This window comes from Thermomonas sp. (assembly GCF_029945965.1).
GTDB lineage: Bacteria > Pseudomonadota > Gammaproteobacteria > Xanthomonadales > Xanthomonadaceae > Thermomonas.
Genome location: NZ_JAQSDO010000012.1, coordinates 118,613 through 144,513, shown reverse-complemented (window position 1 = coordinate 144,513; position 25,901 = coordinate 118,613). Strand labels below are relative to the sequence as shown.

23 protein-coding genes are annotated in these 25,901 nt (G+C 63.2%); 16 read left to right on the top strand and 7 right to left on the bottom strand.

The features are described from left to right. Window positions 1–99: 99 nt before the first annotated feature. From PSV05_RS05730 to PSV05_RS05720, 3 genes are all read right to left on the bottom strand, one after another. Entirely contained in the window at window positions 100–645 is a 546-nt protein-coding gene (locus PSV05_RS05730; RefSeq protein WP_300063152.1) for a DUF1415 domain-containing protein, read from the bottom strand. A gap of 24 nt (window positions 646–669) precedes the next feature. Beyond that, a complete protein-coding gene (locus PSV05_RS05725) occupies window positions 670–1,152 on the bottom strand; it encodes a YajQ family cyclic di-GMP-binding protein (protein WP_300062805.1) in 483 nt (160 codons plus the stop codon). Window positions 1,153–1,235: 83 nt separating this feature from the next. After that, window positions 1,236–2,942: an endonuclease gene (locus PSV05_RS05720; protein ID WP_300062802.1), complete on the bottom strand. Its 1,707-nt coding sequence runs from the start codon at window positions 2,940–2,942 to the stop codon at window positions 1,236–1,238. Between the two features lie 154 nt (window positions 2,943–3,096). Here PSV05_RS05720 and PSV05_RS05715 point away from each other — a divergent pair, with 154 nt between their 5' ends. The 15 genes from PSV05_RS05715 to PSV05_RS05645 all read left to right on the top strand — a co-directional run bounded on the left by PSV05_RS05715 (window position 3,097) and on the right by PSV05_RS05645 (window position 19,114). Further along, window positions 3,097–4,017: a DMT family transporter gene (locus PSV05_RS05715; protein ID WP_300062799.1), complete on the top strand. Its 921-nt coding sequence runs from the start codon at window positions 3,097–3,099 to the stop codon at window positions 4,015–4,017. A gap of 113 nt (window positions 4,018–4,130) precedes the next feature. Then, window positions 4,131–5,504, top strand: coding sequence for a dihydrolipoyllysine-residue acetyltransferase (gene aceF, locus PSV05_RS05710; RefSeq protein ID WP_300062796.1), 1,374 nt, complete (start codon window positions 4,131–4,133; stop codon window positions 5,502–5,504). 3 nt (window positions 5,505–5,507) lie between these two features. Next, a complete protein-coding gene (locus tag PSV05_RS05705) occupies window positions 5,508–6,671 on the top strand; it encodes a mechanosensitive ion channel domain-containing protein (RefSeq protein WP_300062793.1) in 1,164 nt (387 codons plus the stop codon). 15 nt (window positions 6,672–6,686) lie between these two features. Further along, window positions 6,687–8,249 carry a bifunctional GNAT family N-acetyltransferase/carbon-nitrogen hydrolase family protein gene (locus PSV05_RS05700; RefSeq protein WP_300062790.1) on the top strand — a complete coding sequence of 521 codons (1,563 nt, stop codon included), beginning with the start codon at window positions 6,687–6,689 and terminating at the stop codon, window positions 8,247–8,249. A 12-nt stretch (window positions 8,250–8,261) separates the two neighbouring features. Next, a complete protein-coding gene (gene lpdA, locus PSV05_RS05695) occupies window positions 8,262–10,184 on the top strand; it encodes a dihydrolipoyl dehydrogenase (protein WP_300062787.1) in 1,923 nt (640 codons plus the stop codon). Window positions 10,185–10,541: 357 nt separating this feature from the next. After that, window positions 10,542–10,949 (top strand): ATP synthase subunit I, encoded by a 408-nt coding sequence (locus PSV05_RS05690; RefSeq protein ID WP_300062784.1) that lies wholly within the window; start codon window positions 10,542–10,544, stop codon window positions 10,947–10,949. Between the two features lie 4 nt (window positions 10,950–10,953). Beyond that, a complete protein-coding gene (gene atpB, locus PSV05_RS05685) occupies window positions 10,954–11,844 on the top strand; it encodes a F0F1 ATP synthase subunit A (RefSeq protein ID WP_300062781.1) in 891 nt (296 codons plus the stop codon). A 68-nt stretch (window positions 11,845–11,912) separates the two neighbouring features. After that, a complete protein-coding gene (gene atpE, locus PSV05_RS05680; RefSeq protein WP_300062778.1) occupies window positions 11,913–12,188 on the top strand; it encodes a F0F1 ATP synthase subunit C in 276 nt (91 codons plus the stop codon). A gap of 63 nt (window positions 12,189–12,251) precedes the next feature. Further along, entirely contained in the window at window positions 12,252–12,722 is a 471-nt protein-coding gene (locus PSV05_RS05675) for a F0F1 ATP synthase subunit B (protein ID WP_300062775.1), read from the top strand. Window positions 12,723–12,732: 10 nt separating this feature from the next. Then, complete coding sequence (locus tag PSV05_RS05670) at window positions 12,733–13,260, top strand: F0F1 ATP synthase subunit delta (protein ID WP_300062772.1); 528 nt, start codon at window positions 12,733–12,735, stop codon at window positions 13,258–13,260. A gap of 62 nt (window positions 13,261–13,322) precedes the next feature. Continuing rightward, entirely contained in the window at window positions 13,323–14,888 is a 1,566-nt protein-coding gene (atpA, locus tag PSV05_RS05665) for a F0F1 ATP synthase subunit alpha (RefSeq protein ID WP_300063150.1), read from the top strand. A gap of 109 nt (window positions 14,889–14,997) precedes the next feature. After that, the gene (gene atpG, locus PSV05_RS05660; protein ID WP_300062769.1) at window positions 14,998–15,861 is read left to right on the top strand and encodes a F0F1 ATP synthase subunit gamma; all 864 of its coding nucleotides are present in this window, start codon (window positions 14,998–15,000) and stop codon (window positions 15,859–15,861) included. Between the two features lie 140 nt (window positions 15,862–16,001). Next, window positions 16,002–17,405: a F0F1 ATP synthase subunit beta gene (atpD, locus tag PSV05_RS05655; protein ID WP_300062766.1), complete on the top strand. Its 1,404-nt coding sequence runs from the start codon at window positions 16,002–16,004 to the stop codon at window positions 17,403–17,405. A gap of 9 nt (window positions 17,406–17,414) precedes the next feature. Then, the gene (locus PSV05_RS05650) at window positions 17,415–17,840 is read left to right on the top strand and encodes a F0F1 ATP synthase subunit epsilon (RefSeq protein WP_300062763.1); all 426 of its coding nucleotides are present in this window, start codon (window positions 17,415–17,417) and stop codon (window positions 17,838–17,840) included. A gap of 257 nt (window positions 17,841–18,097) precedes the next feature. After that, window positions 18,098–19,114, top strand: coding sequence for a hypothetical protein (locus tag PSV05_RS05645; protein ID WP_300062760.1), 1,017 nt, complete (start codon window positions 18,098–18,100; stop codon window positions 19,112–19,114). A 33-nt stretch (window positions 19,115–19,147) separates the two neighbouring features. On the opposite strand, the gene PSV05_RS05640 is transcribed toward PSV05_RS05645, so the two are convergent. Both PSV05_RS05640 and PSV05_RS05635 read right to left on the bottom strand, forming a co-directional pair. Beyond that, on the bottom strand, window positions 19,148–19,558 hold the full coding sequence (locus PSV05_RS05640; RefSeq protein ID WP_300062757.1) for a GtrA family protein: 411 nt from the start codon (window positions 19,556–19,558) through the stop codon (window positions 19,148–19,150). Further along, complete coding sequence (locus PSV05_RS05635; RefSeq protein WP_300062754.1) at window positions 19,555–21,561, bottom strand: hypothetical protein; 2,007 nt, start codon at window positions 21,559–21,561, stop codon at window positions 19,555–19,557. Before PSV05_RS05635 ends, PSV05_RS05640 begins: the two co-directional genes overlap by 4 nt. Before the next feature lie 110 nt (window positions 21,562–21,671). Between PSV05_RS05635 and glmU the strand changes: the two genes are divergently transcribed. Beyond that, on the top strand, window positions 21,672–23,042 hold the full coding sequence (gene glmU / locus PSV05_RS05630) for a bifunctional UDP-N-acetylglucosamine diphosphorylase/glucosamine-1-phosphate N-acetyltransferase GlmU (protein ID WP_300062751.1): 1,371 nt from the start codon (window positions 21,672–21,674) through the stop codon (window positions 23,040–23,042). Window positions 23,043–23,171: 129 nt separating this feature from the next. Here glmU and PSV05_RS05625 read toward each other — a convergent pair whose 3' ends face one another. Both PSV05_RS05625 and PSV05_RS05620 read right to left on the bottom strand, forming a co-directional pair. Then, the gene (locus PSV05_RS05625) at window positions 23,172–24,500 is read right to left on the bottom strand and encodes a HAMP domain-containing sensor histidine kinase (RefSeq protein WP_345782240.1); all 1,329 of its coding nucleotides are present in this window, start codon (window positions 24,498–24,500) and stop codon (window positions 23,172–23,174) included. Beyond that, window positions 24,500–25,840 carry a sigma-54 dependent transcriptional regulator gene (locus tag PSV05_RS05620; protein WP_300062748.1) on the bottom strand — a complete coding sequence of 447 codons (1,341 nt, stop codon included), beginning with the start codon at window positions 25,838–25,840 and terminating at the stop codon, window positions 24,500–24,502. Before PSV05_RS05620 ends, PSV05_RS05625 begins: the two co-directional genes overlap by 1 nt. Between the last annotated feature and the right edge of the window lie 61 nt (window positions 25,841–25,901).

The window sequence follows — 25,901 nt, the reverse complement described above, 5'->3', positions numbered from 1 at the left end:
GCGCGCCATGGATGGCGCGCGGCGGCGCCTCGAACAGGACGTTCGCAGAAGCCGAGGAGCAGCCATGGCAAGCGGGGCCTCACACGCTTCTACGCAGATCTAGTTCGCCAGCAGCTTGCGGAACCCCTCGACCCCCAATTCCCGCATCGTCGCGACATTGCGTTCGATGATCGCGTCCGGTTCCGGATAGGCCTCGACCGCACGCGCCACGCTGTCTTCGCGCAGCAGGTGCAACGTGGGGTATGGCGCGCGGTTGGTCAGGTTTTCGGCATCGTCCGGCCGGGTATCGGCGAACTGGTAGTCCGGGTGGAAACTGGCGACCTGCAACACGCCTTCCAGGTCCATCGCATCGATGAGCGCATCAGCCTGGTCGAGGAAATCGTTGTAGTCCAGGAAATCCTGCAGTACTTGTGGATGCACCAGCAGGGTGGTGTCGACCTGGTCGGCCGGCGTGTCGCGCAACAGGACGAGTTCTTCGCCCAGCTGTTCGAGCAAGGCGGCTTCGGTGCTGGCATCGCTGATGACGATCCGCACCTGGTTCTTCGCGTACACCGCCTTGGCGAACGGGCACAGGTTCAGCCCTATGACGGCGCGTTCCAGCCAGCGCCGGATATTCCGTTCAACAGACGTGGCCTCGACCTGCATCGCATCCATCGCCATCTATTGCCTTTAATCGCGGAAGTTATCGAACTGCAACGGCACGCCGAACTCGCCTGCGCGCAGCAGCGCCATCGCCGCCTGCAGGTCGTCGCGCTTCTTGCCGTTGACCCGCAGCTTGTCGCCATTGATCTGCGAGTCGACCTTGAGCTTCGCGTCCTTCATTGCAGTCTGCAGCTTCTTCCCCATCTCGCGTTCGATACCTTGTTTGACGGTGACAGTCTGTCGCGCACCTGCAAGATTGGTTTCGATGTCGCCGAACTCCAGGCAGCGCGCATCTATCTTCCGTGCGACCAGCCGCGCGCGCAGGATATCGGTCATCTGCTGCAGCTGGAATTCGCTGGGCGCGGACTGCTTGATCGTCGCGTCGTCCAGCTCGAAGCTGGCTTCCACACCCTTGAAATCGAAGCGGGTGGTGAGCTCGCGGTTGGCTTGATCGACCGCGTTGGTGAGTTCGTGGGTGTCGACTTCGGAGACGATATCGAAGGAAGGCATTGGAGTGACCGGTTGATTCTGGTCCAGTCAGGATAACGCGCACCGGCACGGGACCGAAGCCCGTGCCGATGCCGTCGTCATGCTCAGGGGCAGACGTTCTGGTAGATGCAGGCGATCCACTCGGGATGGTCGACGAACGGATTGCGGTTGCCCTGGTAGGTTTGTATCGCGTCGTTGCGGATCCGCTCATAGGCATCGACCGGATCCTGCTGGCTCCACTGCAACAGCACCGACAGCAGCCCCATGTAGGCGATGGAGGCATTGCCATTGGTGTTGGCGATCAACGATGCGTTGTCGGTCAGGCGCAGGTCGGGCTCGCTGTTGCCGCCATTGGTACCGCCCTCGTAGCGGATGTCCATGTAAAGCACGGCGCGTGCGACGTTGCCCTTCATTCCGCTCCAGGTCTGGAAGATGCTGCCGTTGCTCCAGTTGGAATTGCCCGGGAACGTGCCGCTGCCGCCGCCGCGGCCGTTATGGGCAACGGTCGGATATTCGGAGCAACTGGCCGTGCAGTTGCCGTAGGGCAGATTGCTGCGAGCGCTGTTGTAGCTGATGTCGGCCAGCATCAGCATGTGCAGATCGGTATAGGCAAAGTTGGTCGGGCCATCGACCGAGAAACCGTACGAATTCGGCCAGGTGTGCTCTCGGTTGTAGAAGTTGTTGCCGCCGCCCGCCTTGGCATACGCGGTGTTCTTGTAGACGTCGAGAATTTTGGTGGAATCCAGCGGGTCTTCGTCGGCGAAGTCCAGTGCGTCCCAGCTGTCGGTGGTGCTGGCGGTGTACGGGATCTTGGTGCTGGCCATGATCTTCGCGTGCAGAGTGCTGCGCAACGCCGCCGCACTGGAGGTGTTGACGCCGCTGTAATACGGATCGCTGCCACCACCGCCACCGCCACCACCGCCCGCTGCGGTGAAGCTGCCGGCGAGGCTGGCGCCGGAGAAGGTGGTGTACGTCCGCAGCATCACATGCCAGGTGCCCGCCTGAGGTGCGGCGAAACTGCAGCTCTCGTTGTTGCCGCTGAGGTAGGGACGGCAGTCATAGCTGGTGGTGGTCGGTGCGCTGCCGAAGCGTACGTACAGGTCCGCGTCGCCGCTGCCGCCATTGCTGGCGACTTGCAGGTTGCTCGCGCCCGTGGGCACCACGAGTGTGTAGGACACGCTATTACCCGTGGTCGCAGTCAATCCGGTGACCGGTACGCCGTTCTGCAGCACAGTGCCGCCGGTTCCGCCGCCACCCGTACCGCCGGTTGGGGTTTGCCCGGTATTGCAGGCGCCGAATGAACTGGTGCGCGACGCCTGCCAGCTGAAGTCCACATAACGGCTGCCGCTCCCGGCCAGCTGCAGTGAGGTGCCGGTGGCGGTGGAGGACGTTTCCGATTGCGGAATCGCGATGCTGGCCTGACCGGAGGCCGGGCCGTTGGTCGCGGTGAACGTGCCCTCGTAGCTTAACAACTGAACCAGCACGCCGCTGGGATTGACCAGAGCTACGCCGTCCGGTGCGCCGTTCTGGATGCCGGGAGCAGCCACGCTCGCGGTGCCGAAGCCATTGCACTGGTTGGCGACGGTGCCCGACAGCGACAGCGTGGCGTAGCTCTTGCCGTCGCCGCCGTTGTAGAGCACGACGCTCCAGCCGGCGAGGTTGGTGCCGGCGGGGGCCAGCACCTCGATTTTCTCCGACACGTCGGTACCGACGTTGTCGTAGTGGATTTCGTTGATGAAGACGTCGGCACGCGCGGGGGCGGTGGCGAGCATTCCCAGGAAAACGGGCACGGCAATAGCAGAAAAGCGCATGGCGCAACCTCTTTGACGTTGGATGGACAGGGGTGGCGTCGCGCTGCGGGGGAGGTGCAGATTCTGGTTGGCGACGTTTCCGAGGCCTAGTCTGCGGGCTGAGTGTGACAGCAAGGCGCGTGACGCAGGTGCTGCTCTGCCGCATGCTCCCGCGATGCCAGCCCACGTGAATGCCGACCATGATCATCGCCGCAGCGTCTGGATGATGCTTGTCGCCGTGCTGATGTTCGCGCTGATGGATGCCGGCCTGAAGACTTTGACCGCACATTACCCACCGTTGCAGGTTGCGACCTTGCGCGGCCTGTCGTCGCTGCCGCTGGTGCTGGCGTGGGCGCTATGGACCACCGGGTTGCGGCCACTGTTGCGTATCCGTTGGCCGCTGCACCTGCTGCGCGGCTGGCTCGGCATCCTGATGATGGGCAGTTTTGTCTACGCGCTGAAGCGCCTGCCACTGTCCACCGCGTATTCGATCTTCTTCGTTGCACCGCTGCTGATCACCGCATTGTCGGTGCCGATCCTGGGTGAAAAGGTCGGGCCGCGCCGCTGGACAGCGATTGGCGTGGGCCTGATCGGCGTGCTGACCGTGCTGCGTCCGACCGGCGCAGGCATGTTCACTTGGGCGGGACTGGCTGTGCTTGTCGCGGCGCTGGCCTATGCGGTGTCGGCCATTACCGTGCGAGTGCTGGCGCGCACCGACTCCAATCAGGCAATGGTGGTGTGGATGCTGGCGATGATGGCGCTGGGTGCAGGCGTGCTGGCGTGGCCGGGTTGGGTGTCATTGCGATTACAGGATGCCTGGATCATCGCGGTGGTAGGCATCACCGGCTCGCTGGGCCAATACACGATCACCGAGGCCTTCCGCCGCGGCGAGGCCTCGCTGATCGCGCCACTGGAATACACCGCGTTGGTCTGGGGGGTGGGGCTGGACCTGGCGCTGTGGGGCGTATTGCCGAAGGCCATGACCTGGCTGGGCGCGGCGATCATCATTGCCAGTGGCCTGTACCTGCTGCGCCGCGAGCGCGTGCCGAGGCCGAGCATCCCTGAGGCCCGTGCATGCCCTTGGGCGGGCGAGTGATGTGGCTGTGTTTGTAAATCATCCGGATAAAAATAGAAATCCACGCAAGATTTGTTCCAAAGCTCTGGATATGGCAACAATACCGGTCTTAAATTGCACAATCGGAGTAGCGCATGGCCGACCTGAAGGAAGCACGTGTTCCCGATATTGGCAGCCATGGCGATGTGCCGGTGATCGAATTGCTGGTCGCGGTGGGCGATACCGTCACCAAAGACCAGGGCCTGGTCACGCTGGAATCGGACAAGGCGACGATGGAAGTCCCGTCGCCGTTTGCCGGCGTGGTCAAGGAGCTCAAGGTCAAATTGGGCGACAGCCTGTCCGAAGGCGGGCTGGTGGCGATGATCGAAACCGCCGACGCGGCGCCAGAGACGGCAAAAGCGCCTGCCGCCGAAGCGCCAGCAAAGCCGGAGCCGAAACAGGAATCCGAGCCCAAGCCCAAGCCTGAACCGAAGGCCGAACCCGCGCCGCCCGCGAAGCCATCGCCCACCGATAGCGCCGCGCCGATGGGCGCAGGCCTGCCGCCGGTCCGCTTCGAGGCCGATGCGGTGCTGCCGGACAAAGTCCCGTATGCCAGCCCGGCCGTGCGCCTGTTCGCGCGCGAGCTCGGCGTGGATCTGTCACAGGTCAGCGGCAGCGAGCGTGGTGGCCGGATCAGCAAGGATGATGTGCAGAAGTACGTCAAGGGCGTGCTGTCCGGCGGCGCGCCGGCATCTGCCCCGTCTGTTGGCGGCGGCAATGGCCTGAACCTGATTCCGTGGCCGAAGGTCGACTTCGCCAAGTTCGGCGAGATCGAAACCAAGCCGCTGTCGCGCATCCAGAAGATTTCCGGCGCCAACCTGGCGCGCAACTGGGCAATGATCCCGCACGTCACCCAGTTTGACGATGCCGACATCACCGCGCTGGAAGACCTGCGGGTCACGCTCAACGACGAGAACGCCAAGGCGATTGCCGCGGGCAAGGCCGGCAAGGTGACCATGCTCGCTTTCATGATCAAAGCCTGCGTGGCTGCGTTGCAGAAATACCCGAACTTCAATGCTTCGCTGGATGGCGAGCAGCTGGTGCTGAAGAAGTACTTCCACATCGGCTTCGCCGCCGACACCCCGAACGGGCTGGTGGTGCCGGTGCTGCGCGACGTAGACAAGAAGGGAGTGACCCAGATCGCCCGCGAAATGGGCGAACTGGCTGGCCTGGCCCGCGACGGCAAATTGAAGCTTGACCAGATGCAGGGCGGCTGCTTCACCATCAGTTCGCTGGGCGGGATCGGCGGCACTGCGTTCACCCCGATCATCAATGCGCCGGAAGTAGCGATCCTGGGCGTGTCGAAGTCGTCGATGAAGCCGGTCTGGAACGGCGAGAAATTCAAGCCGCGGATGATCCTGCCGCTGTCATTGAGCTACGACCATCGGGTGATCGATGGCGCCGCCGCGGCGCGCTTCACCGCTTATCTCGCGCAACTTCTTGGCGACATGCGCCGGGCGATGCTGTAGCCAGTGGGCCTGAATCCCGACATAGGCCAAAAGCTGGAGAAAGCCGGGGATGCCGTGCGTGACGCGGCCAACGATTCCGCGCGTGCCGGCTGGAATGGTTTGCAGCCGTTGCTGGATTTCCAGCTGCTTTACCTGGGGGGCATCTCCATCACCGTTGGCGGGCTGGTGGGCGCGGTGGTCGCGTTCGTGCTTGCCTGGTTGGTTTCACTGTTGCTGCGTCGTGCGCTCAAGCGCTATGGCGAACGCAATCAGTCGGCGAATCAAGCTGCGCTTTACACGCTGTCGACACTGCTCCATTACTTCTTGCTGGCGATCGGGCTGTTCATGGCGCTGGATTCGATCGGCGTATCGCTCGGAAAGTTCGCGGTGTTCGCCGGCGCGATTGGCGTGGGCTTGGGCTTCGGCTTGCAGGCGATCTTCAGCAATTTCATTTCAGGCCTGATCCTGCTGTTCGACCGCTCGTTGAAGGTGGGCGATTTCGTCGAACTGGATGCCAGCACGCGCGGTACCGTGCGCGCGATCAATATCCGCGCCACCCGCATCACCACCAACGACAACATCGATCTGCTGGTGCCGAACTCGGAATTCGTCACTGGACGCGTGGTGAACTGGACCCATGGTTCCGAGAATCGCCGGATCCGTGTGTCATTCAGCGTGGCCTACGGCGCTGACAAGGAGTTGGTGAAGAAAGCGGCGCTGGAAGCGGCCAGCCGGGTTTCTTTCACGCTGGCCACCGAAGGCGACAAGCGTCCGCAGGTGTGGCTCACGAATTTTGCGGACAGCAAGGTGGAGTACATGCTGGTGGTCTGGTTGACGGTGGAGGCCGCGCGCCGCAATGCCGCCATCAATGCCGCGTACCTGTGGGAGATCGATACCGCGATGCGGGCGCATGGCATCGAAATGCCGTTCCCGCAGAGTGACCTCAACCTGCGCAGCCTGTTCGGGCTTACTGGCGACGAGGCCTTGGCCGCATTGCAAGGAAAAAGTGTACAAGCGAAGACTAGTGCCGATGTATTCACAGCACCCGAGCGACTTCCGGCGCATGAGCGGGAGCAGCTGGCGAGCAACGATGCCGGCAAGGATGTCGAGGCTGGCGTCACGCAGGCCGCGGCCGAGGACGCGAACCAGCCACGCGACGAAGACCACCGTGACCCCGCCTCGCCATGACCTGAGGGACGCCTGATGCCCACCACGCAAGATCACAAACCCCGTCTGCTGATTCGCCCGTTGCAGCAGTCCGACTTCGGCGCGGTCGCTGCGCTGTCGGCCCGCGTGTATGGCAAGGGCTACAGCCAGGACATGGTGCGCGGCCAGCTGGGCAACTTCCCCGAAGGCCAATTCGTGGCCGAGTACGACAGCAAGATCGTCGGCCATTGCGCCACCTTCCGCATTGATGAAGCCACCTCGATGGCACCGCACACCTGGCGTGAAATCAGTGCCGGTGGCTATGCCGCCCGCCACGACCCTTTGGGCGACTGGTTGTACGGCATGGAAGTGTGCGTGGACCCGGAATACCGCGGACTGCGCATCGGCCGTCGCCTGTATGACCAGCGCAAGAAGCTGTGCCAATCGCTCGAGCTCAAGGGGATTGTCTTTGTCGGCCGCCTGCCCGGGCTCAAGCGCAAGCTGCGCCAACACGGCAGCGTCGAGGCTTACGTCGAGGCGGTTGAGTCGGCGCGCGTGCGCGATGCCACCCTTAGTTTCCAGCTGCGCAACGGATTCGTAGCGCATGGCGTGATCCCTGATTACCTGCCCAGCGATGCGGAGTCGATGGGCTATGGGGTGCGCCTGATGTGGCGCAATCCCAAGCGTGCGGAGAACCCCGTGGTGCGGCTGCACCAGAAGCGCGGAAACCTGCCGGACAGCGTGCGGGTAGCCACGGTCCAGTACCAACAGCGGCGCATCGCCGACTTCGCTGCGTTCGCCCAGCAGGTCGAATACTTCGTCGATATCGCCGCTGACTACCGCAGCGATTTCGTGGTGTTCCCGGAACTATTTACCTTGCAGCTGCTGTCGGTCGCCAACGAACCGCTGTCGCCGGCTGATTCGCTGCGCACCCTGACCCAGTACACCGAACAGCTGCGCGACCTGCTCAAGCGGCTGGCGGTGCAATACAACATCAACATTATTGGCGGCTCGCACCCGACTTACGTCGAGGACGGCGATATCCACAACGTCTGCTACGTGGCGTTGCGCGATGGTTCGCTGCATACCCAGGAAAAACTCCACCCGACGCCTAACGAGCGTCACTGGTGGAAAATCACCGGCGGCGAACAGGCCGCGGCGATCCTGACCGACTGCGGCCCGATCGGCGTGATGATCTGCTACGACTCCGAGTTTCCGGAGCTGGCACGCCACCTGGTCGACCAGGGCGCGCTGATGCTGTTCGTGCCGTTCTGTACCGACGTGCGCCAGGGCTATCTGCGGGTGCGCTACTGCTGCCAGGCGCGCGCGGTCGAGAACCAGTGTTATGTCGTCACCTCTGGCAACGTCGGCAACCTGCCGGGCGTGACCAATTTCGATATCCAGTACGCGCAGAGTGGCATCTTCACGCCGGTCGATTTCCCGTTCCCGCCGGACGGGATCGCGGCGATCTGCACCGAGAACACCGAACAGGTGGCCTTCGCCGATCTTCGGCTGGACGCACTGGTGGAGTTTCGCGCCAACGGCACAGTGCTCAACCTAAAGGACCGCCGCCACGACCTCTACCAGACCACCTGGGCCGTGGTCGACCACAAGAATTGACCGGGAGCTGACATGGGCAATGCAATCGAAGTACGCGTCCCCGACATTGGTGGGCACGGCGATGTACCGGTGATCGAACTGCTGGTCGCGGTAGGCGACACCGTTACCAAGGATCAGGGACTGGTCACGCTGGAATCCGACAAGGCCACGATGGAAGTGCCGTCGCCGGCGGCCGGCGTGATCACCGCGCTGAAGATCAAGCTGGGCGATACCGTCTCGGAAGGTGCGGTGATTGCGATGCTGGAATTGGAAGGCGCCAGTTCCTCACCTGTGCCGCAGGCAGGAGAAGTCGACGCGCGTAGCGCGGCGGGTGAAGGTGGCGGCCAGAGTGCTGTGACTGCAAAAGCGCCCCCATCCCAACCTTCCCCCGCGCCCCAGCCTGCGCCAGCGGCGCAGGCGTTCGATTCCGCGCGCGCCGTTGGCACGCCAGCTGCGGGCTCTCACCCCGCTTCGCAGGAGAAGGAGCCAGAAGCAACCGCTCCGAAAGCCGCAGGCGCTTCCGGCCGCAGCGCTGACATCAGCTGCGCCATGGTCGTGTTGGGCGCCGGTCCCGGCGGCTATACGGCTGCGTTCCGCGCCGCCGACCTAGGTCTCGATACGGTGTTGATCGAACGCTACGCCGAGCTGGGCGGTGTCTGCCTCAACGTCGGTTGCATCCCGTCCAAGGCGCTGCTGCACGCCGCCGCCGTCATCGACGAAGCTGCGCATGCCAGCGAGTACGGCGTGGAGTTCGGCGCACCGAAGATCAGCCTCGACAAGCTGCGCAGCTACAAGGAAAAAGTGGTCGGCCAGCTCACCAATGGCCTGGCAGGCATGGCCAAGCAACGCAAGATCCGCGTGGTGCACGGCACGGGTCGGTTCGTCTCGGCCAACGAGCTGGAAATCACCGATGCCGACAGCAAGGCCCAACTGCTGCACTTCACCAACTGCATCATCGCCGCTGGTTCGCAGCCGGTGAAGCTGCCGGGCTTCCCGTGGGACGACCCGCGGGTGATGGACTCCACCGATGCGCTGGAGCTGGCCGAAGTACCGAAGAAGTTGCTGGTCGTCGGCGGCGGCATCATCGGGCTCGAAATGGCCACTGTCTATCGCGCGCTGGGTAGCGAAGTGACCGTGGTCGAGTTCATGCCGCAGCTGATGCCGGGGGCGGACCTTGATCTTGTCAAGCCGCTCGCTGATCGCCTGAAGAAGCAGGGTGTGGCCGTGCACCTGAAGACCAAGGTGATTGAGGCCAAGGCACAGAAGAACGGCATCACCTGCACGTTCGAGGGCGAAAGCATGCCTGACGGCAAGCTCTTTGATCGCGTTTTGGTGGCCGTGGGTCGCAGCGCCAACGGCGGAAAACTCGATGCCGAAAAGGCCGGCGTGCGCGTCGGCGAGCGCGGGCTGATCCCGGTCGATGTTCAGATGCGCACCAATGTGCCGCACATCTTCGCCATCGGCGACCTGGTCGGCCAGCCGATGCTGGCGCACAAGGCCACGCACGAAGGCAAGCTCGCCGCCGAAGTCGCGGCCGGCGAAAAGAAAGAGTGGGTGGCCCGCGTGATTCCGTCGGTGGCTTATACCGATCCGGAAATCGCCTGGGTCGGCGTCACGGAGATCGAAGCCAAGGCCAAGGGGCTGAAGATCGGCGTCGGCAAGTTCCCGTGGGCGGCCTCGGGGCGTGCAATCGGCATTTCGCGCACCGAAGGCTTCACCAAGCTGATATTCGACGAAGCCAGCCATCGGGTGATCGGCGGCGGCATTGTCGGGGTGCACGCGGGCGAGCTGATCAGCGAAGTCGCGCTGGCGATCGAGATGGGCTGCGAAGCTGCCGACATCGGCAACACGATCCATCCGCACCCGACCCTGGGTGAGTCGGTGGGCATGGCGGCCGAGGTCTACGAAGGCACGATTACCGACCTCTACATCCCCAAGGCGAAAAGCCGCGCTTAACCATGTGCCTTGAATGGCACGTTGTGCGGCTTTGAGCGCCACGGCCGCCACGGCTGTGCGACTTGGTGAGCGCATGGGTGCGCGAGCCTAGGCGCCTGGCTCAGTTTGCCTAGAACAAAAAAACAAGCCCCGGCCAGGAGTCGGGCCGGGGCTTCAGCGCCCGTCCCGAGCTGACGAGGAAGGTGGGGGCGCTGATTGATGCGACCTGCCACGCTGTAGAAGGTTCCGCGATCGCCCGAAGTCTTTTGGCGGTTGCCGGTACATTTTCACGCCTGCTATACTTCTACGGCTCCGCAGGACGGTTTTCGTGCCTTTCATGAGGCCGGGCCTGTGGTACCGGGTAGCTTGGATGTTCGCGTGCTGAATTCACTGGCCGCGGGTCGACGCTCGGCACTGCGTGCGGTGGCCTGCCAGGCCGTTGTCGGGGTGCTGGTCTCACTCGCTTTCTTGGTACAGGGGCCGCAATCGGCGGCCTCGGCCGGGATTGCGGGCGGTTCCCTGGCGTTGGCAAGTGCGTTTGCGGCGATGTTGGCATTGGGGGGCATCGTGAATGCCCGTGCCGCGTTCGCCAGGTTGCTGCTGGGGATGTTGGTCAAGTGGTGTGTACTAACAGCGACTTTCGTGGTCGCGCTCGGGATCTGGCGCTTGCCGCCGCTACCGATGTTGGTGGGGTTGGTCGTGGGGATGCTGGTGTATTCCCTGGCAATCAATTGGTTGGGCCCGTTCCGCATTGCGGCTGGGCATGCTGAAGAGACGAAGGATTGATTACGTGATCGCCGAAAGCATTGCTGCTGTCGCACAGGCGCCCGAAACGGGTGGTACGACCGAATACATCAACCACCATCTGCATCACTTGCAGGTGAGTGTGGGTGATAGCTCTTTCATGACCCTGAACGTCGATACCCTGTTCTTCACACTGCTGCTGTCGCTGCTCTTCGTGGGCTCATTCATCTTCACTGCGCGCAAGGCGACTGCCGGCGTGCCGGGCAAATTCCAGGCGCTGGTGGAGATCATCGTCGGGTTCGTCGACGGTTTGGTCCGCGAGACCTTCCATGGCCGCAGCAAGCTGATTGCGCCGCTGGCGATCACCATCTTCTGCCTCGTATTCATGATGAACTTCATGGACATGCTGCCAGTCGACCTGTTGCCCTGGGCCTGGGCCTCCGGCCATGTTGCTGCCGGTCAGGATGCCGCCCACGCCTATCTGCGCGTGGTGCCGACCGCCGACCTCAACACCACCTTCGGCTTGTCGCTGGCCGTGTTCCTGCTGATCCAGGTGTTCGGGATCAGCCACAAGGGCTTTGTCGGCTTCACCAAGGAAATCTTCACCGCACCGTTCCACGCCGAGGGCATGGTCGGCAAGATCGCGCTGGCACCGGCCAACTTCCTGCTGCGGATGATCGAGGAGGGCGTTCGTCCGCTCAGCCTCAGCCTGCGACTGTTCGGCAACATGTATGCCGGCGAGTTGATCTTCATCCTGATCGCGTTGATGACGCTGGGCGCATCGATGTCCAGCGGCATGACTTACTTGATGGGCCCGATGCAGCTGATTGCCGGCTTCATGTGGACCGCTTTCCACGTGCTGATCATTACGCTGCAAGCCTTCATCTTCATGATGCTCACTATTGTTTATCTCAGCATGTCGGCCGAAAGCCACTGATTTCTGCCTCTGCTTATCGTTTTTCCTTTAACCCTGTTCAATCGCAACAATCCAACCGGAGCAACACCATGGACCACGCAACCCTCGTCGCCGAAGTTCTCAAGTTCACCGTCATCGCGGCCGGCCTTCTGATCGGCCTTGGCGCCCTCGGCACCGCGATCGGTTTCGCCATCCTCGGCGGCAAGTTCCTCGAGGGCGCAGCGCGCCAGCCGGAACTGACCCCGATGCTGCAGACCAAGATGTTCATCGTCGCCGGCCTGCTCGATGCCGTGCCGATGATCGGCGTCGCGATCGCCCTGCTGCTGCTGTTCGCCAACCCGTTGCTGTCGCAGCTCGCCGGCTGATCGCAGGCAACAGGTCCAGGCAACGCCGGCGGCCCGATCCGCCGGCATCAGGAGCAAAGCATCATGCTACCCAACCTCACTCTGGTCATTCAGGGCCTCGCGTTCTTCGCGGTGGCCTGGCTGGTCATGAAGTTCGGCTGGCCGCACATCATCGCGGCCATCGAAGAGCGTCAACAGAAGATCGCCGAGGGTTTGGCGGCTGCCGATACTGCACAAGCCAACCTGGCCCAGGCGCAGGACAAGGTTGCCGATGAACTCAAGGCTGCGCGTGGCAAGGCCAACGAGATCATCGAGCAGGCCCACCAGCGTGCCAACCAGTTGATCGATGCTGCCAAGAACGACGCCATCGCCGAAGGCAATCGCCAGCGTGCGCTGGCCGAGGCCGAGATCGATGCCGCCGCCAACCGCGCCAAGGAAGACCTGCGCAAGCAAGTCTCCATGCTGGCCGTCAGTGGTGCTTCGAAGCTGCTCAATCGCACGATCAATGCCGACGACCACAAGGCGCTGATCGACGATCTGGCGGCACAGCTGTAAGGAATCGACGATGAGTCAAGCCATGACCCTCGCACGTCCCTACGCCCGCGCCGCGTTTTCGCTGGCGCACGATGCCGGCAGCTTGCCGGCATGGTCGGACGCGCTTGCGTTCGCCGCGCACATCGCTGCCGATCCGCAGGTTGCCGACTTGCTCGGTAACCCGCGGCTGAGCGATGCCGACGCGGTGACACTGTTGTCACCGGAAGTGGCGGACGACACCTTCGGGCGCTTCCTCGCGCTGTTGGCGGAGAACAGCCGGTTGCCGTTGCTGCCGGAGATCGCCGGCCTGTACGACGAGCTGCGGTTTGAAGCCGAGCGTGTGGTCAAGGCCAAAGTGACATCCGCCGTCGAGCTGCCTACGGGTGAGCTCGAGACAATCAAGTTGGCGCTGGCGAAACGCTTCGGCCGCAAGGTCGAGATCGAAACCGCGATCGATGCCAGCCTGATCGGTGGCGCGGTGATCGATGCCGGTGATGTCGTGATCGACGGTTCACTCAAGGGCAAGCTCGGCCGCCTCGAAGCGGCGTTGTCGCACTAATCCGATTTGAAAATGCTTTTTTGAATATGGCTGGCGGCGACGCCGGCACCAAGGAAACCAAGATGGCCACCACCACGCTCAACCCGTCCGAAATCAGCGAACTGATCAAGACCCGCATCGAGAAGGTCAAGCTCGTTGCCGAAGCGCGCAACGAAGGCACCGTGACCTCGGTGTCCGATGGCATCGTGCGCATCCACGGCCTGGCCGACGCGATGCAGGGCGAGATGATCGAGCTGCCTGCCTCCGAAGACGGCGCTGCAACCTATGCGCTGGCGCTGAACCTGGAGCGCGACTCGGTCGGCGCCGTGGTCCTCGGCGACTACGAGCACCTGCGCGAAGGCGATGTCGCCAAGACCACTGGCCGCATCCTGGAAGTGCCGACCGGTCCTGAAATGCTCGGCCGCGTGGTCAACGCGCTGGGCGCGCCTATCGACGGCAAGGGTCCGATCGATGCCAAGGTTTCGGCGCCGGTGGAAACCATTGCCCCGGGCGTGATCTGGCGCAAGTCGGTCAGCCAGCCGGTGCAGACCGGCTACAAGTCGATCGACAGCATGATTCCGATCGGCCGCGGCCAGCGCGAGCTGATCATCGGCGACCGCCAAACCGGCAAGACCGCGGTAGCGATCGACGCGATCATCAACCAGAAGCATTCCGGCGTGAAGTGTGTCTACGTCGCGATCGGCCAGAAGAATTCAACCATTGCCAACATCGTGCGCAAGCTAGAGGAATTCGGCGCGATGGCTTACACCACGGTGGTCGCCGCCGGCGCGTCCGAATCGGCCGCGATGCAGTACATCGCGCCGTACGCAGGCTGCACCATGGGCGAGTACTTCCGCGACCGTGGCGAAGACGCGCTGATCATCTACGACGACCTGTCCAAGCAGGCCGTGGCTTACCGCCAGATCTCGCTGCTGCTGCGCCGTCCGCCGGGCCGTGAGGCCTATCCGGGCGACGTTTTCTACCTGCACAGCCGCTTGCTGGAGCGCGCCGCGCGCGTGTCCGAGGAGTGGGTGGAGAAATTCACCAACGGCGCCGTTACGGGCAAGACCGGTTCGCTGACCGCGCTGCCGATCATCGAAACCCAGGCTGGCGACGTTTCCGCATTCGTGCCGACCAATGTCATCTCTATTACCGATGGCCAGATCTTCCTCGAGACCGACCTGTTCAACGCCGGCATTCGTCCTGCCGTGAACGCCGGCATCTCGGTGTCGCGCGTGGGTGGCGCGGCGCAGACCAAGATCATGAAGAAGCTGTCGGGCGGCATCCGCATCGCGCTCGCGCAGTACCGTGAGCTGGCGGCGTTCGCGCAGTTCGCCTCGGACCTCGATGACGCGACCCGCAAGCAGCTCGAGCGCGGCCAGCGCGTGACCGAACTGATGAAGCAGAAGCAATACGCGCCGATGTCGGTGGCCGAGCAGGCACTGTCGATCTACGCGGTCGACAAGGGCTACATGGACGACGTGGCGGTCAACAAGATCGGTGCGTTCGAAGCCGCGCTGCACGCGCACTTCGCCAATACCATGGGCGAGCTGATGACCTCCGTCGCCGACACTGGCGACTGGAACGACGACATCGAAGCTTCGTTCAAGAAGGGCATCGAAGAGTTGAAGGCAACCGGTAGCTGGTAAGCAATGCCTTTGTAGAGCGGGGCTCGCCCCGCTGCATTAGATGCACATGCGGAGCTTGCTTCGCGATGAGACTCAAGCGGGGCAAGCCCCGCTCTACGGGAAACACGATATGGCTGGCGGCAGAGAAATCAAAACCAAGATCAAGAGTGTGCAGAACACCCGCAAGGTGACGCGCGCGCTTGAAATGGTCTCGGCCTCCAAGATCCGCAAGGCGCAAGAGCGGATGAAGGCGTCGCGCCCGTATGCGCGCGCTATGAAGCAGCTGATTGGGCACCTGGCGCAGGCCAATTCCGAGTATCGCCACCCATACCTGGTGCAGCGCGCAGACGTGAAGCGCGTCGGTTACGTGGTTATCTCGTCCGACCGCGGCCTGGCCGGCGGCCTCAACAACAACATGTTCCGCAAATTGCTGGGCGAGTTCCGCAAGTGGCAGGAGCAGGGCGTCGAGGTCGACGTGGTCACCATCGGCCAGAAGGCCTCGGTGTACTTCCGCCGGATCAAGGTCGGCATGCTGGGCTCGGTCACCCATCTGGGCGACATTCCGCGTGTCGAACAGCTGGTCGGCGTGATCAAGGTCATGCTGGACGCCTATACCGCCGGCAAGGTGGACAAGGTGTTCCTGTCGTACAACGACTTCGTCAACACCATGACCCAGCGCGCGACGATGGACCAGTTGCTGCCGTTGCCGGCCGCGGAGACGCAAGTCGCCAGGCATGACTGGGACTATCTGTACGAACCCGACGCGCAGATCGTGCTGGAACATGTGCTGACCCGTTACGTGGAGTCGCTGGTGTACCAGGCGGTGATGGAGAACGTGGCGTCCGAACATGCTGCGCGCATGGTCGCGATGAAGTCGGCTTCGGATAATGCGAACAAACTGATCGACACGCTGAACCTGATCTACAACAAGGCTCGGCAGGCGGCGATCACGCAAGAAATTTCGGAAATCGTCGGCGGTGCGGCGGCAGTCTAGTAAGAACGCGGAAATCGTCGGCGGTGCCGCCGCGGTTTGATGGATGCATCGTGGGAGGGGCTGTAGCCCCGACTGCAACAGGCTAGCGGCTGAAGCCGCTCCCACAAAACACAGATTATCGAGTTCCAGAGGACACAGTGATGAGCAACCAAGGCAAGATCGTTCAGATCATCGGCGCAGTCGTCGACGTCGAGTTCCCGCGCGAGAGCGTGCCGAAGATTTACGACGCGTTGAAGGTGCAGAACACCGAGATCACGCTGGAAGTGCAGCAGCAGCTGGGCGATGGCGTGGTGCGTTGCATCGCACTTGGCTCGACCGACGGACTGAAGCGCAACCTGCTGGCCGAAAACACCGGCCGCGCGATCTCGGTACCGGTTGGCACCGGCACCTTGGGCCGCATCATGGACGTGCTCGGCCGCCCGATCGACGAGGCCGGCCCGATTGATGCCGCCGATCATTGGGAAATCCACCGCGCTGCGCCGACTTACGAGGACCAGGCGGCGGCCAATGAATTGCTGGAAACCGGTATCAAGGTCATCGACCTGATGTGCCCGTTCGCCAAGGGCGGCAAAGTCGGCCTGTTCGGCGGCGCCGGCGTCGGCAAGACCGTCAACATGATGGAGTTGATCAACAATATCGCCAAGGAGCACGAAGGCCTGTCGGTGTTCGCCGGCGTGGGTGAGCGCACCCGCGAGGGCAACGACTTCTATCACGAGATGAAGGACAGCAATGTCCTCGACAAGGTCACGATGGTCTACGGCCAGATGAACGAGCCGCCGGGCAACCGCCTGCGTGTCGCGTTGACCGGCCTGACCATGGCCGAGTATTTCCGCGACGAGAAGGACGCCGACGGCAAGGGCCGCGACGTGCTGTTCTTCGTCGACAACATCTACCGCTACACCCTGGCCGGCACCGAAGTGTCCGCGCTGCTGGGCCGCATGCCGTCGGCGGTGGGCTACCAGCCAACCCTGGCCGAGGAAATGGGCGTGCTGCAGGAGCGCATCACCTCGACCAAGACTGGTTCGATCACCTCGATCCAGGCCGTGTACGTGCCCGCCGATGACTACACCGACCCGTCGCCCGCGACCACCTTCGCCCACCTGGATTCGACCGTGGCGCTGTCGCGCAGCATTGCCTCCTTGGGCATCTACCCGGCCGTGGATCCGCTGGATTCGACCAGCCGCATGATGGACCCGAATGTGATCGGCAACGAGCACTATGAGACCGCGCGCCGGGTCCAGGGCACGCTGCAGAAGTACAAGGAACTGAAGGACATCATCGCGATCCTGGGCATGGACGAGCTGTCGGAAGAAGACAAGCAGGCCGTGGCCCGCGCGCGCAAGATCGAGCGTTTCTTCAGCCAGCCGTTCCATGTGGCCGAAGTGTTCACTGGTTCGCCGGGCAAGTACGTGTCGCTGAAGGACACGATTCGCGGCTTCAAGGGCATTGTCGACGGCGAATACGACCATCTGCCGGAGCAGGCGTTCTACATGGTCGGCTCGATCGAGGAAGCCGCCGAGAAAGCCAAGAAGATGGCAGCCTGAGGAATCACCATGGCATCCACCATCCGTTGTGACATCGTCAGCGCCGAAGCCGAGATTTTCCGTGGCGAGGCCGAGTTGGTCGTGGCCACCGGTGAACTCGGCGAGCTGGGCATCGCGCCCAAGCATGCGCCGCTGATCACTCGCCTGAAGCCCGGCAAGGTCGTGGTCACACTGCCGGGTGGTGAGAAGCTGGACTTCGCCATCACCGGTGGCATCCTCGAGGTGCAGCCGACGGTGGTCACAGTGCTGGCTGACACCGCGATCCGCGCGCAGGACATCGACGAAGCCGCGGTGCGCGCAGCCAAGGAAGAAGCCGAGCGGATCATCGCCCACCGTGGCGAAGCGATGGAAATCGCCGAAGCACAGCAGCGCCTGGCGGAAGTGACCGTGCAGCTGCAGGCACTAGAGCGCCTGCGCAAGAACCTCAAGCACTGAGCTGACTGCATCGCTCATCAGGAACGCCGGCGCAAGCCGGCGTTTTTGTTTGTGGCGATCTGGAAAAGGGGACTAGAAAAGGGGATGGAGGTGGTTAAGGTGCGCGTTTACCACCTCCGCCCCCTTTTCAGCTGCCGCGTGCAGCGGCCTGTTTTGCCACGCAATCACGTTTGATCTCAATGAGTGATGAGTAACCTGCCACACGTGCGTGCTGGCAACGTGGTGATCGTGTTCAATCGAATCGGGAGAAAGTGACGATGTGGGATTTCAGTCTAGGCCGCGCATTCGGCATGTTGTTGAAGACGATGCCGTACCTGGTGTTCCGGGCCATGGTGTATTTCGGCATCGCGCTCGGCTATGTGCTGCTAAGCGGGATCGGTGCCGGCATTGGTTATGGCATCGGCGGGTTGGGTGGTGCTGACGGCCATGCCGGTGGCGCGCTATTGGGCGCACTGATTGGCTTCGGTGTGGGTTCCGGAATCATGTTCTTCCTGCGCGAGTACCTGCTGTACGTGGTCAAGGCCGGGCACATCGCGGTGCTGGTGGAATTGCTGGATGGCCGCCCGTTGCCAGACGGCAAGGGGCAGGTAGCCTACGGCGCCAGCGTGGTCAAGGAACGCTTCGTGCAGTCCAGCGTGCTGTTCGCGCTCGACCGCCTGCTCAAGGGCGTGATCCGGATGATGACGCGGGTAATCGAAGGTATTGCGAATTTCTTGCCGATACCTGGTACGCAGGCCATCGTCGGGCTGATCCGCGGCATGCTGAAGCTTTCGGTCGGGTTCCTGGATGAATTGATCCTGGCACATGCCATCCGCAGCAAGAGCGACAACCCGTGGCAGTCCTCGGCGGATGCGCTGGTGCTGTACGGGCAGAACGGCAAGGCGATGATGAAGAACGCGTTCTTCGCCACCTTGCTGATGTATGTCGTGTCCGCCTTGCTGTTCGCTGTGTTCCTGGTGCCGGCGGGACTGCTGGTATGGATGCTGCCGGGCCAGCTGTCGGCGCTGACCATGATCATCGCGCTGGTATTTGCCTGGGCGGCCAAGGCCGCGCTGCTCGAACCGCTTGCACTGGTCTGCATGATGCAGGCCTATTTCAAGGTCATCGATGGCCAGCAACCTGATCCGGTTTGGGACCAGCGACTGACCAAGATGACCGGCAAGTTCGGCAAGATCAAGCAACAGGCGATCGATTGGGTGCCGCAGCCGTCAGCGGCTACGGACAGCACCGCATCGCCAGCACCTGCGACGCTGTCCGGCAGCAGCGAAGGCTGATCGCGGCGTAAATAGAAAAGGGGACGGAGGGAATCAAGGTCTGCCTTGATTCCCTCCGCCCCCTTTTTTGTAGACCCAGTGGCGTGACAGCAGGAAGCCGATGCCGCCGGACAGCATGTCGACCAGTGGCTTCAGCAGCTGCGCGCGCCGCAATCCATAGTCTTCATCGATGACGCCGACCAGCCAGGTATTGAGCAAGGTCAGCACCAGCCACATCAGCACGAAGCGCAGCACGGCACGGCGACCGACGTGGGTGCCTTCGCCAGCGAAGGTCCACTTGCCATTGAGCCAGAAGCCCAGCATCGCACCGGCGAGGCGGCCGATGACGTTGGCCGGTTCCACGGGCATCACCCATTCGCTGAGCGCCAGCATGAATCCGTACTCGACCAGCCATTGCAGCAGTCCGATGGCGGCATAGCTGCCAAGGTGGCGTCGCAGGGTCATGGCTGCGCATTGTCCGGGATGCGCCACCATTGCGCATCGCCCGCAGACTGGATCAGCTGTGCATCGGAAAGTGCCAGTCCCGCACGTTGCGCAGGTGACAGCAGCGCTGGCTGCAGGATCACGTGGCGAATGTGGTTATCGCGCAGCAACGTCGCCCAGGCCTTGCCACTCGGGTCGGCTTCCACGCGTGAGGCCTCGGATTTCCAGCGCGGCGAATACGACAGCATGTTGCGCCCACGTGCGCCCAGTTCGGCCAGGGCGACATTGCTGCCGGGTAGCACCAGCACGATGCCATCTCGGTTGCCCGGTTCACGCAACCGCATCGCCAGCACGCGTTCGGGGATATAGTGCTGCAGCACGGGGGTGCTGTTGCCGATGTTGCGCACTACCAGTTTCAAAGCCCCCGTGTGGAGCATCCAGCTGGCATTGGTGGCGAAGGCCAGGTTCAACACGCAGAGCGCCCAGAAGGCGGCAGTACCGCGTTTCACGACGGGATAGGCGACCACCAGCGCCGGCAGCAGCAAGGCCAGCGAGGGTTGCAGGTAACGGGCGTATTGCATCGGCAGCAGCGGCAGCAGCAGCGCGATGCTGGCGACGCTGGCCAGACCGCGTGTGCGCAAGTCGCGCAGGGCCAGCAGCCACACGCCCAGCAGTGCGATCAGCACGAAACCGAAGCTGCCATCGAAGGATTCGGAGTAGTGCTCGGTGTCGAAGCTGATATCCCACAGCACATCGGCATCCAGACCACCATGCCAGCGCAGGTCATCGAAATTGCTCGCAGCGAAGAACGGTGAACGGAACCAGCCATTCATCAGCGGCAAGACCGGATTACCGGTCATCCACCATGCGTTGATGTAGCTGGAGCCGCCCACCGCCACGGCAAGTAGCAGCGCGATGGGAAGACAACGCCATGGGATGCGATGTCGATGCCGCCATGTCGCCCAAATCAGTACGGGCAAGGCCACCACGGCGTGCATGACCTTGAGTTCGCACAAGACGCCGAACAACACCGCGCCGGCCAACAGTCCCCGCCAATCTGCTGTCGTGCCTGGATGTACTGGTGGACGCAATACCAGCCAGGCCAACGCGGGCAGCCAGGCCATCGCCGGCAGCTCAGTCTGCATGCCGCCGGCCAGGGCCATGCTCAAGGGCAGGCTGGCGAGCAATGCCACCGACCACCAGCGCCTGCGTGCATCGCCGCCCAGCGCAGCCGCCAACGCAAAGGCCACACCTGACGCAATCGCCAGCCACAACGTATCCAGCGCGCCGCGCGCTTCACCGCCCGCCAGCACCTGCGTTACCCCTTGCAGGATATCGCCCGCCCAAGGTGCCAGTGCCCACACCTGCACCACCGGATCGGGAAGGTAGCGTGCGGTTTCCTGCAACTGCGATGGCAAACCGAGGTGATAGACCACATCGTCGTACTGCATGGTCGGCAACCATGCCCCGGTGCTGGCCAGTCCAAGCAACAGCATTGCCGCGGCGGCTGTGCGCGGGCAAGTGCGTTCAGCTTCTTCGAAACGTCCGAATACGCGATGCCATGTCGCGATGACCTCGTCGCGACGCCATGCAATCAGTGCGACACATACCACCGCGTACACCGCGCGATAGTGGATCTGCAGTGGCAACAGCCAACCCAGTACGCCGGCAATCAGCGCAAGTCCAAGCGGCAAGGCGATTGGCCCGGGCATCAGCAGGCTACCCACGGCCACCGCGGTTGCCGCGAGCAGCACAACCGCAAGCACCGGCATCGGCCCGGTGAAAGCGACCAGGCCCGCCAGCCACAGCAGCGCGAGTGCCGGAGCCCATGACCAGCCACGCCAGCGCACCAACGGCCAAGCTGCTGCCAATGCGCACAAGGCGATCAGCACGTGCTCGAAGAAACGCGGGAACGGCAACGCCTCCCACATCCGGTTCGATACCAGGCCGACCACGCACAGCGCCATGCCCAGCCATAGCAAGGTGGCGAGCAAAAGGCGGGAGACGCGCGGGGATGCCGACATTTCCAGAATCCTAGAGGTTTCCGGGTGCTGGTCAATCACGCCGACGTGCTGACAACGGGCATGTCGCTAGAATTGCCCATTCCACGCCGAAGACACACCCGAGATCGCCCATGAGCGCACCGTTGCACGTTGTCATCCTCGCTGCCGGCGAAGGCAAGCGCATGAAGTCGGCCTTGCCGAAAGTGCTGCAGGCCATCGCCGGGCGCCCAATGCTCGCCCATGTGATCGACGCGGCGCGCGCGTTGCAGCCGGCTGGCATCCACGTCGTGCATGGCCACGGCGGCGACCAGGTGCGTGCGGCGTTTGCCGATCAGGGCGATCTGCACTGGGCCGAGCAGTCCGCGCAACTCGGCACCGGCCATGCCCTGCAGCAGGCGATGCCGGGCGTGCCGGACGATGCCAGCGTGCTGGTGCTGTATGGCGACGTACCGCTGATTACTGCTGCATCGCTGCGCGAGTTGCTGGACGCGCCGGGTCGGCTGGCGGTGCTGGCGGCCCAACTCGATGATCCGACCGGCTATGGCCGCATCCTGCGCGATCCCGAAGGCCATGTCGCGGCAATCGTCGAACACAAGGACGCCGACGCCGCGCAGCGGCGCATCCACCTGATCAACACCGGGGTGATCGTGGCCGATGCCACTGCGCTCATGCGCTGGTTGGCGAACCTGTCGAACCAGAACACCCAGGGCGAGTACTACCTGACTGATGTGTTCGCGGCTGCTGCAGACGAATACTCCGCAGCGGAAATCGTGATCGTCGATGATCCGATTGAAACCGAAGGCGCAAACGATCCATGGCAGCTCGCCCAGCTGGAGCGTGCGTTCCAGTTGCGCCAGGTGCGTGTGCTGTGCGCGGCCGGTGCGCGCGTGGCGGATACTGCACGGCTGGATATCCGTGGTGAAGTCACGGTCGGGCGCGATGTGGAGATCGACGTCGACGTGGTGTTCGAAGGCCGCGTCGAACTGGGCGACGGCGTGCGCATTGGTCCGTTCTGCCGGATCAAGGATGCGACCCTGGGCGCCGGCACCGAAGTGCGCGCGCATTGCGACATCGACGGTGCGCGCTGCGAGGGCGCGGTGGTGGTCGGTCCGTTCGCGCGGTTGCGCCCCGGCACGGTGCTGGCCGATGGTGCGCACATCGGTAATTTCGTCGAAATAAAAAATACGCGGCTCGGCGTCGGCAGCAAGGCCAACCACTTGACCTACCTCGGCGACGCCGTGGTCGGCGCCGGGGTGAATATCGGCGCCGGCACGATTACCTGCAACTACGACGGTGTGAACAAGGCCACCACCACCATTGAAGACGGCGTCTTCATCGGATCCAACAGTTCACTGGTGGCGCCGGTGACGATAGGCGAAGGCGCGACGATTGCCGCAGGCTCGGTCATCACCAAGCCCGCCCCGGCCGGCAAGTTGACCGTGGCGCGCAGTCGGCAGGAGACGCTGGATGGTTGGTATCGACCGATGAAAAAACCGAAGTAGGTTTTCATAAGCGTGCCGAGGCCCGCTCCAAAAACCGGGGTCAGAGTCGACTTTTACACGAGTGTGAGCCACGACTTCAGCAAGTCGAAAAAGTCGACTCTGACCCCGGTTTTTCGCAGATAGGCGCTTCTACAGCGGCAATGTCAGGCTCACGCACAGGCCGCCACCATCCCGGTTGAGCAGGGCGATGCGGCCGTCGTGCGCTTCGGCGATTTCGCGTGCCAGCGCAAGTCCCAGCCCGGTACCGTTGCGCTTGGTCGAATAGAACGGCAACAGCGCATTCGCCAGCACCGCTTCGTTCATGCCGGTGCCGCGATCCAGCACCTCGATCCGCCAGCCCACCGGCAACCGGCGCACATGCAGTCGCACGTCGCCCGGTGCGGAGCCGGATTCATGCGCGTTCTTGAGCAGGTTGATCAAACCTTGTTCGAGCTGCGCAACATCGACGCGCACGATGCCATCGGTCGGGGTGAGCTCGGCGACGAATTCGACCTGGGTGCGCAGTTGCTCGATGAAGCGTGCCCATTCGATCGGGACAAGCCGAGGTGAGGGCAGCTTGGCGAAGCGTGCGTAGTCGCGGATGAAACCTTCCAGATGCCGCGCGCGTTCCTCGATCGTGGCCAGTGCGACCGGCAGGCGTTCGTACTGCTTGCGACGCAGCAGCTCGCTGCCCGAATGCGCGAGTGATGCAATCGGTGCCAGTGAATTGTTGAGCTCATGGCTGATGACCCGGATGACTTTTTTCCAGGTCTGCACTTCCTGCCGCCGCAGTTCAGCGGTGAGCAGGCGCAGCAATACCAGTTCGTGCGCGCGCCCATTCAAGCGGAAGGTGCGCCGCGACAGGTGGTAGATGTCCTCGTTACCGCTTGCATCATCGCCGCTGTCGCCCACCGTGAACATGCCATCGCCGCCACGCGCGAATGCATCGCGCACGGCTTCATCCGTGCGCGCCAGGATGTCTTCGAACGACTGTCCTTCCAGCCGATGGCCGTCGCCGAACACCTTGCGCGCGGCGAGGTTGCCGAGCACCACGCGCCGGCTAGGATCGAGTAGCACCATGGCCACCGGCGTGTTCTGCACGATGGTGTCGAGCAGCAGTTCGCGTTGCACCAGCGTTAAGCGTTGTTTGCGAAGCGTGTCGCCTAGTTCACGATGGCTTTCCACCAACTCGCGCAGTTCGCCTTGTCCATGCCACGCGATGCCGAAACTGTAGTCGCCATCGCGATAACTGGCGACGCTCCCAGCCAGCGCACGGAACAACGAACGCACCGGTGCGAACAATCGATGCACCTGGTAAATGAGGAATGGTGCCAGCACTGCCGCGGCTACCAGCGTTGCTGACCAAGTGTGCAACCAGCGCGTCAACAGCATCGCCAAGCCGCCTGCCGCAAGCATGTACGCGCACGCCAGTGCGGCGTACAGCCAGGCCAACGACATGCGATGCCACCAGCGCATCATCAGTCGCGCTTGATGCCGTGGCGGTCCAGCCGCCGGTACAGCGCCTGCCGCGACAAGCCCAGCTCGGCTGCGGCCTGCGCCAGCACGCCACCGTTGTGTACCAGCGCAGCCTCGATCATCGCGCGGTCGGGCTCGTCGCCATGGGTGTTTGTAGTCGCCGACATGGCGGGCTGCAGGTTGAGGTCAGTCGCAGATACGATATCCCCGCGCGCCAGCAGCGCGGAGCGTTGCATCACATTACGCAGCTCGCGCACGTTGCCCGGCCAGGCATGCCGAAGCAGCACGCGTTCTGCATCATCGCCCAGGCGCTTGTCAGCAGGCAGGAAATGACGCGCCAGCGGCAGGATGTCGCGCGGGCGCTGGGCCAAAGGCGGCAACCGCAGTTCGATGCCGTTGAGCCGGTAAAACAGGTCCTCGCGAAATGAACCGCTGGCAATCAAGGTCGGCAGGTTTGCATTGGTCGCACTGATGATGCGCACCTTGACCGTGCGCTCTTGGTTGCTGCCCAAGCGCTGGAAGCGGCCGGTCTCCAGCACCCGCAACAACTTCACCTGACCAGCGAGTGGCAGCGTGCCGATTTCGTCGAGGAACAGCGTGCCGCCGTGTGCGGCTTCGAATTTGCCTTCGCGCACCTTGCTTGCGCCGGTATAGGCACCCGGTTCGGCACCGAACAGTTCTGCTTCGATCAAGTCTGCTGGCAGCGCGCCGCAATTGAGTGCGATGAACGGGCCGTTGCGAACGCCGGAGTTGGCATGCACGATTTCCGCATATTTCTCTTTGCCTGTGCCGTTCGGACCGGTGATCAGCACCGGGATGTCGGCACGTGCAATCTGGCAGGCGAGTGCCAGCATGTTCTCGCTGGCATTGTCGGCGAATACCAGTCCACGCAGGTCGAAGTCGCGCAGCAATGCTTCACGCCTGCGCCGTTCGCCGGCACGTTCCTGCGCCAACTCGCGTTGCGCCTGAGCAAGTTCCAGCAGGTTGTTGACGGTGGCCAGCAGCTTGCGGTCATCCCAGGGTTTGGCCAGGTAATCGACGGCGCCGGCCTTGACCAGGTCGATCGCCGATTCCAGGTGCGTCCATGCGGTGAGCAGTATCACTGGCAGGTCGGGATGGTCGCTGCGGATCTGATGGAACAGCGCGACGCCTTCCTCGCCCGAGGTTGTATCTGTCTCGAAGTTCATGTCCTGGATGACCAGGTCGATGCCGTCGTCGCGCAGCCGCTGCAGGCCATGCCGTGGCGAGGCGGCATGCACCACGTCGATGTCGTGCAGGCAGAACAGCATCTCCAGCGCGGTGGCCACGGCAGGGTTGTCGTCAATGACGAGGATCGAGGGCATGGGAAGTCCGTGCGTGGGCCGCTAGCTTAGCCCGTCGGCGCACAAGCCGACGGGCTGGCAA